The following is a 7504-nucleotide window of genomic DNA, read 5'->3' as shown; positions in this document are numbered from 1 at the left end:
GTCGGAGAGGTTGCATTTAGCAAGAATCCGATAGAGAGGCTTGTAGTTAGCCCTGTACGGGTCAAAGCGTACAAAGCTGATTCAAAGTGCGACGTTTGCGTACAGAATTAGTAACTATGTCAATGGTAAATGATAGTTAATAACTGGTAATGGTAAGTTCTTTCCCTCGCACCTATAAAATCGCCGTCATCGGTGACGTTCACGACCAATGGGAAATAGAAGATAATTTAGCTCTAGAAGCTTTACAAGTCGATTTAGCCCTATTTGTCGGTGATTTTGGCAATGAATCCCTAGAAATTGTCGGTCGGATTGCTAGTTTGTCCTTACCAAAAGCCGTTATTCTCGGTAATCATGACGCTTGGTATAGCGCCACCCCCTGGGGACGAAAACAATGTCCGTACGATCGCGATAAAGAAGATCGTGTCACCGCCCAGTTAGAATTATTAGGGGTTGCTCATGTGGGTTACTCAAAACTAGACCTACCCGGTTTACAGCTTTCGATTGTTGGGGGTCGTCCCTTTACTTGGGGGGGGTCCGAGTGGAAAAATGGAGAATTTTTGCAAGAACGCTATAATATCAGCAATTTTGCCGAATCTACCGCCAAAATTATCTCTAATATTCAAGATACTGCCTATAATAACCTGATTTTTTTAGGTCACAATGGTCCGGCCGGACTGGGAAAGGAAGCGGAAGCTATCTGTGGTCGCGATTGGCAACCTTTGGGAGGGGACCACGGGGACCCCGATTTAGCAGCGGCCATCGAACAAGCACAGCTATTAGGAAAACAGGTTCCTCTCGTCAGTTTCGGTCATATGCACCACCGTCTCCGTCATACCACTTCCCGTTTACGCAATCCAGTGGTCACTTCCGAAATGGGAACCGTTTATTTGAATGCTGCTAGTGTCCCTCGCATTCTCCACTCCGATACGGGTAAATCTCGCAATTTTTCCCTAGTCACTCTTGAAGAAGGTCTAGTCACAGAAGCATCTTTAATCTGGTTGAACGATAATTTCGAGATTATCAGTAATAGAAAACTTTATCACTCCGGGTCATCAATCGATCGCCTATCCGTTCCATCTTGTTATTCTTAAGTTTTGAAAATAGACCTTTTCTTAATCTTATGCGGTACAATCACTAATATCAGTTATCAGATATGAGTGTTCAGTTCACTGATTACTGTTCACTGATTACTGATAACTGAAAAAAGCTCCCCACTTCCTATAGATAGTTAATTTTTTGAGCGATTAGAGGTAAAGCAAGAGCGATAGCAACACTAACTATCATACCGATAAAAGCTTTCAAGGCATCCCCTAAAACCAGTTTACCCGTGGCGGCTAAATTAGGGTTTTCTCTGGTTAAAGTCAGAGAAATTTCTCGACCTCCTAATAAACCTAAAAATACCCAAGTGGTACTCATGGGAATATGATTATAGCTAACAAAAAACAGTAAAATTAGTCCATAAATTAAGTTAATAATTGTTGCAGAACGCAGATCATGGGCGTTAGTTTTGCTAGTGACAATTTTCTCGATTTGACCCCCGTGATTAATAAAAATGATGGTTTGCAGGAGTAGCATAACTGTTAGAGATAAAACTAACCATGTTGCCGCTAACTTTCTGGGAAGATAGGCGAAAATATTAGCAAAATCTTGCATTAACCATTGACTCCAGAGAAACCCGGTGGATAACCACTGTAAAACTACCCAGATTTTTTGAGGTTCTTTATTAACTGTTTCTAGGAAAAAGTTTTCTAATTGATAAATAATTCGATAGATTACTAACCCCACTATAACAGCAATAGCATAACCCCAAGCGGATTTAACTAACATTTCATCTAGAGATTGGGGAGCAAAAACTGTTAAAACCAAAAAGGTTGTACTCACAGGTATTCCCCAAGTGGTGAGAATTAAAATTGCTAAGGGAGGAACGATATAAATCCAAGTAAAAGTTTCTGGGAAGGGAATCATTTCTAGTCGATTATAAGCCACATCTCCCTGATTAATATACCAACCAGCGATAAAAATCGAGGCTAAGATTATACTGGTGTACAGCCATAAAATCCACCAGGGACGTTCTTCATTGGCACTTAAAAAAGTCCCTAAAGTTTGTAGGGAATCGTTGGCAACAATCGCATAAGCTGATAGAATAAAGCCAGCAATCATCAAAAAATTACTCATAGACAAGTGAAAAAAATAAAACTTAAAGTAATACAAATCCTGTTCAAACAGTAGAGAAAAGCGCCGAGGTAGGAGAGCGGGAAGTGGGGAAATTTCAACTAAAACCCTCTTAATTTTGCTTTAAAAAATCCCTCGCTAGATAGAAAGCAGCTAAACTACCGGAGACGGTAATTTCCTGCGGATTAATTTCCTGTAAAGGTCGAATAATAACTTCAATTTCCTCGGTAATATCTAACTTTTGTTGACCTGTGGGAGTAGCATTAAGAGCCAAAAAAATATGAATTCTGTTAGTATCTTTAACGGGATTATCGTACAAAACAGCCAGAGGTATTAGAGAATCACTTTGATAACCGGTTTCCTCCTCGAATTCCCGACGCGCTGCCGCATTAATATTATCTTCACCCGCATCTACTGCCCCGGCGGGAAATTCCAATAAAATTTCCTTAACTCCGTGACGATATTGACGGACAAAAACCAATTGATTATCCCCAGTAACTGGAACAACTAAAACAATTTCAGGACGAATATTAACGAAATAATCATCGATAACTTGTCCAGAGGATAACCTCACCGCGTCTTGACGGACTTGACACCAACGATTCTGAAAAACTAGCTCGGATTTAATAATTTGCCATTTTTTTAAATTAGTCATCGACAATCCTGTTATAATTGCAGTGAAATTACTAAACTTTTTCTCAGATAATTATAGCTATCTAGGGACTATTCCTGATAAAATTTAATTTTATACTCCCATCTCCCATGTCGTTAATTCAATGGTATCCCGGTCATATTGCCAAAGCGGAAAGAAAACTCAAGGAACATCTTAAACTCGTGGATGTGGTCTTAGAAGTGCGCGATGCTCGCATTCCCTTAGCTTCCCATCATCCGCAGGTGGACGATTGGATTGGCAATAAACCGCGCTTGTTAATCTTAAATCGTCTCGATATGATTCCCGAATCTGCCCATCAACAATGGGTAACATGGTTTAAAAGTCAAGGAGAACCCGTCTATTTTACTAACGCTAAACAGGGAGAAAGAGTTAAAGCAATTATCAAAGCGGCGGAAAAAATTGGCGATGAAATTAACCAAAAACGCCAACTAAGAGGAATGTTACCGCGTCCAGTGCGCGCCGTGGTGATCGGGTTTCCCAATGTGGGCAAATCTGCCCTGATTAACCGTTTATTAGGGCGAAAAGTCGTCGCCAGCGCCCGCAGGGCCGGAGTAACGCGACAATTACAATGGGTACGAATTTCCGACACCTTAGAACTATTAGACGCGCCGGGGGTGATTCCTTCCCGTTTAGATAATCAAAGGGATGCGGTGAAATTAGCTATCTGTGAGGATATTGGCGATGCTGGTTATGATAACCAAAGGATAGCGGCGGCTTTTGTCGATTTATTAATAGAATTACACTATGAAGGACTTTTACAATCTCGTTACGGGTTGAATACTCTAGACATGACCGGGGAAGATTTTATCGAAAAATTGGCCAATCTCAAATATCAAGAAGATAAAGAAAGGGCAGCCATGCAGTTACTCAATGATTTTCGTAAGGGAATAATCGGGGCTATCCCGCTAGAATTGCCTCCTTCCTCTTGAAATCGCCTGTTTTTAACTCAATAGTTAATTCCCGAATTTGTCAAAATTACCGCCTTTTAGTCCACTGAGCTGCCGATAAGATTATGGAAATATAAGCTCATAATGAACCGATCTGAAGCCTTTTTAGACTATCGGGCAATTAATTTGATCAGACATCTCCAAGAGCGACAACCCAATCACGGCTTGCCTTTACACCTTCTACTAACAAAGTAGTTTAATGGCTAAAATGTATGTCTTTCGCTACTATCATTCCTCTGCCTAGAGTCCTAGAAAAGCGCTATATAGCGTTTCCTGTTCGCAAGAGGTACATTATAAATGTTGAAAAGCTTAATTAGCAAAGGTTTAAGTGTGCCACACAGGTGTGAGAACCGCTATAGTTCTTCTCGTTGTGCCAGCAAGTTTGAGTGAGCTTTTATCTTTTCGTTGATTCTAACAAATACCTATTAGACCTGTTGGGATATAACTATTAAAATAGCTCAAAGCCTTATGTAGTCTGGGTTTTAGTGATCACAATAGAAAGTCGCTTAAAAGCTTACCATGTAAGGGCTTCAATGATTTTGAGCTTATTTCCCAACAACTCTATTAATTATTGCTAAGTATTAGAGATTTTAAAAATTATAATGATAGAATAGGTTCAAGACTTAGGTAGGCTGTAGAGCATGGTAGTTATTTATTTAAAGACTTAAGGATGTAGTCTTTTTGTTTTATATTAGTTGGGAGGTAAAACCATGAATAAACATCTCCGTTATTCACCGTTGACTGGGATAAGTGCCACGTTGTTGAGCCTAGTTTCCCTCTTAAATTCTTCCGGTAGTGCTGGGGCTGTTACCTGTACCCTGGAACAAATAAATTCTCCAGAAGTTAAATCTAAAATTGAACAGATCAAGACTAAAACCTTGTCGCAACAGTTACAAATAGTTAATCAATGGAGTAAAGACTTATATCCCCTGAGCGATTGGGAAGGAAAACGACAGGACCCGATCTTCTGTTCGGTAATTGCCACGGTTCAAGAATCGACCGTACCCTTAGAAGTCAGGAAAAATGCCGCTTATGTTTTGAGGGGCATCGGCACAGGGGCAGAAGATGCCATACCCCCACTAAAAGAGCTGCTCCTCGATCCCTCTCAACCCCCGGAAATGCGGAAAAGTGTCATTTGGGCGTTGCGAGGTATTGGGGCGACCCCCGTAGTCCATGAACTGGTAGAGGTGCTAAAAAACCCAGATAATAACGATGAAGTGCGGGGATTAGCGATAGAAACCCTCGTGAGTATTTTTGATATCGATAAAAATGTACCTAAAAATGCGGGGGCGATTCCGATACTCGAAGCTATCCTGAAACAAGATACCAATAGTCATCTGCGCGCCAGTGCGGCCAATGTTTTAGGACAAATTGTCACGCCAGACCTAGCTTTAGTAGAACTTTTTCATCAAGCTTTAGGTGACCCCTCTTCGGTTGTCCGCAAAGAAGCCGCCGATGCTTTGAGCAGAATCGCCCAAAATAGCAAAGATAGCGGGATTCGTAAAGCTCTTCAAGAGACTATCCCCGAACTTCGCACGGCTTTAGACGACCGAAATTATACCCTACGCTCCTATGTCGCTTCCGCTTTAGGACAAATAGGAGGCAGTGATCGCGAAAGCCTAGGGAAATTGCGTGACATCCTAGAAAACGATCCTAAGCCGCTCGTCAGAGGTGATGCGGCCGCCGCTTTGGGGATGCTAATAGAACAAAAAGATACTTTTGATTTCAACAGCGATCAAAAAACCCTCAAAAGTCTTATCAAGGCTTTAGATGAAGAACAGCCCAAAGCTGCTCAAGCGATAGCGGCGATCGCTCAGAGTTTTCCCAATCAGGCCCGGAACAACAAAATCGATGTTAAGAAAGCGATCGATTCTTTGAATGAAGCTTTGGTAGCCCTGAAAGAGAAGCAGTCTCTTTATGAACAGAGGATTAAAGAAACCGAGCAACAGCTAGAGATTCTCAAACTGATCCAAGCAGAACAGTTTATCCTACACGATATACTCAAAAATCCCTGGGCATGGGCTGTGGTGATTGTACTGAGTTCCTACGGTGGAATGTTCTGGTTAAAACCACTCTGGTTATTGAAACTCGATGAAGGTTTGTTAGGGACATTGGAAACCGCCTCCAAGATTAGCAATCCGCTCGTTTCCGTGATCGGTTCTGTAACGGTGACTTTTTTACGTTTACTCTCTCCCCTCAAATATCATGGACGAGTTTTAGATGCTTGGGTGGCGGTTCACATCAAATCGGTACGAGAAGCCTTTCAACAAAAAGACACGGTAGAAAAACGGCTGGTTCACGTTCCCAGTCCGGTCATTTTGAATGACCAGACTACCATCGCCCAACTCACCCCCAAACACCTGCAAAATATCTTTGCCACACAAAAACACCTGTTGATTTGGGGTGAGGGCGGTTCAGGCAAAACCAGTCTTGCCTGTCAAATTGCCCAATGGGCGATGTCCGAGGACGAAAACGAGCGAATCCTTAAACATCGAATGTTACCGGTACTGATCGAAGACGATCTCGATCCCGACCCCGATCACGATAAATGTCCCTTTACCGATGCGATTTTGGGACAACTCAACGACGAGTTAGGACAAGATACCGACCCTATTTCGGCAAAACTTCTCGAACAACTGCTTAGAAAACAGCGTATCCTCGTTATTGTCGATCATCTCTCGGAAATGAGTACCGAAACCCGCGATCTCATTCGTCCGGAAATGCCCGATTGTCCCGCCAAGGCTTTGCTAATTACCTCTCGCCTTCGGGAAGTCCTCGGTCATGTTGTTAAAACTACCATTCAACCCCTGCGGATTGAAGGTAATCACCTATCGTCTTTCATGGATGCTTATCTGAGGGAACGAGGCAAACGGGAACTCTTTCCCGATCCTGAATTTTTCGATGCCTGTCGTCACCTATCTCAGATCGTCGACCGCGGCAATATCACCGTCTTCTTGGCGAAACTTTATGGCGAACAAATGATCGCCTCTAAAGTGGAATCAGCCCAAACTCTGACCGCCTCGTTGCCCGATAACGTCCCTGATTTAATGCTTCATTATATTAACGAACTGAATCGGGATGTCCACAAAGATAAATTAGAAGATCGCATAGTCCAGAAAACAGCGAAAATTGTGGCTTGGGAATGCTTGAAAACTACCTATCAGCCGAACACCGCCGCAATTGAAGATATTTTGCTGGCTTTGGCCGATAATACTGCGGAAATTCGCCTAAAATATTTGGAACAACGCCTACATCTTATCCAAATCGTCGGACCGGCCCAAGATCGTCTCCGTTTCGCCCTCGATCCCATCGCTGAATATTTAGCAGCTTTGCACCTGCTTGACCTCTATCGAAATGATGATAGTCAATGGTCGGAATGGCTAAAACACCTAGACACCATACCCAAAGGGTTTTTAATCGCCCTGCGCGATTGTTGTCAGGTAAAAGGCCAAGAAGCCAAAGTTCCTCACTTTGTTCTCGAAAAACTCGCTCCTATCAATGGAACAACCGCTAATGTACCCGACTTTTTACCTAGCGCAATCGGTAATCCCCTAATCCTATCCTAGTGGGACTTAAACGCTCAACAAAGGTCCAATCGAGTATAATCGTTACAGAGTAAGCACTTTACGTTGAGAAATCGGCGATGAAAGAGACAACCCCAGTCGCGATGCCCCCGTGCTTTGACCGATGGTGTCGGCGGTTTGACAATTGC

At 42.6% G+C, this 7504-nt stretch carries 5 protein-coding genes; 3 read left to right on the top strand and 2 right to left on the bottom strand.

Annotated elements, in window-relative coordinates; genetic code table 11:
- Positions 1–149 precede the first annotated feature (149 nt).
- Complete coding sequence (locus EWV84_RS02400) at positions 150–1091, top strand: TIGR04168 family protein (RefSeq protein ID WP_287076190.1); 942 nt, start codon at positions 150–152, stop codon at positions 1089–1091.
- Positions 1092–1218: 127 nt separating this feature from the next.
- Here the strand turns inward: EWV84_RS02400 and EWV84_RS02395 are convergent, their stop codons facing one another.
- Both EWV84_RS02395 and EWV84_RS02390 read right to left on the bottom strand, forming a co-directional pair.
- Entirely contained in the window at positions 1219–2160 is a 942-nt protein-coding gene (locus EWV84_RS02395) for a hypothetical protein (protein WP_286824352.1), read from the bottom strand.
- Positions 2161–2284: 124 nt separating this feature from the next.
- On the bottom strand, positions 2285–2827 hold the full coding sequence (locus EWV84_RS02390) for an NUDIX hydrolase (RefSeq protein WP_287076188.1): 543 nt from the start codon (positions 2825–2827) through the stop codon (positions 2285–2287).
- 107 nt (positions 2828–2934) lie between these two features.
- Here EWV84_RS02390 and ylqF point away from each other — a divergent pair, with 107 nt between their 5' ends.
- Together ylqF and EWV84_RS02380 are read left to right on the top strand one after the other, a co-directional pair.
- A complete protein-coding gene (ylqF, locus tag EWV84_RS02385; protein ID WP_287076187.1) occupies positions 2935–3774 on the top strand; it encodes a ribosome biogenesis GTPase YlqF in 840 nt (279 codons plus the stop codon).
- Between the two features lie 728 nt (positions 3775–4502).
- Positions 4503–7358 (top strand): HEAT repeat domain-containing protein, encoded by a 2856-nt coding sequence (locus EWV84_RS02380; RefSeq protein WP_287076185.1) that lies wholly within the window; start codon positions 4503–4505, stop codon positions 7356–7358.
- The last annotated feature ends 146 nt before the right edge of the window (positions 7359–7504 follow it).

The organism is Microcystis sp. M_QC_C_20170808_M3Col (assembly GCF_007095505.1).
In the GTDB taxonomy this organism is placed as follows: domain Bacteria; phylum Cyanobacteriota; class Cyanobacteriia; order Cyanobacteriales; family Microcystaceae; genus Microcystis.
This window is presented reverse-complemented; position numbering and strand designations above follow the sequence as displayed.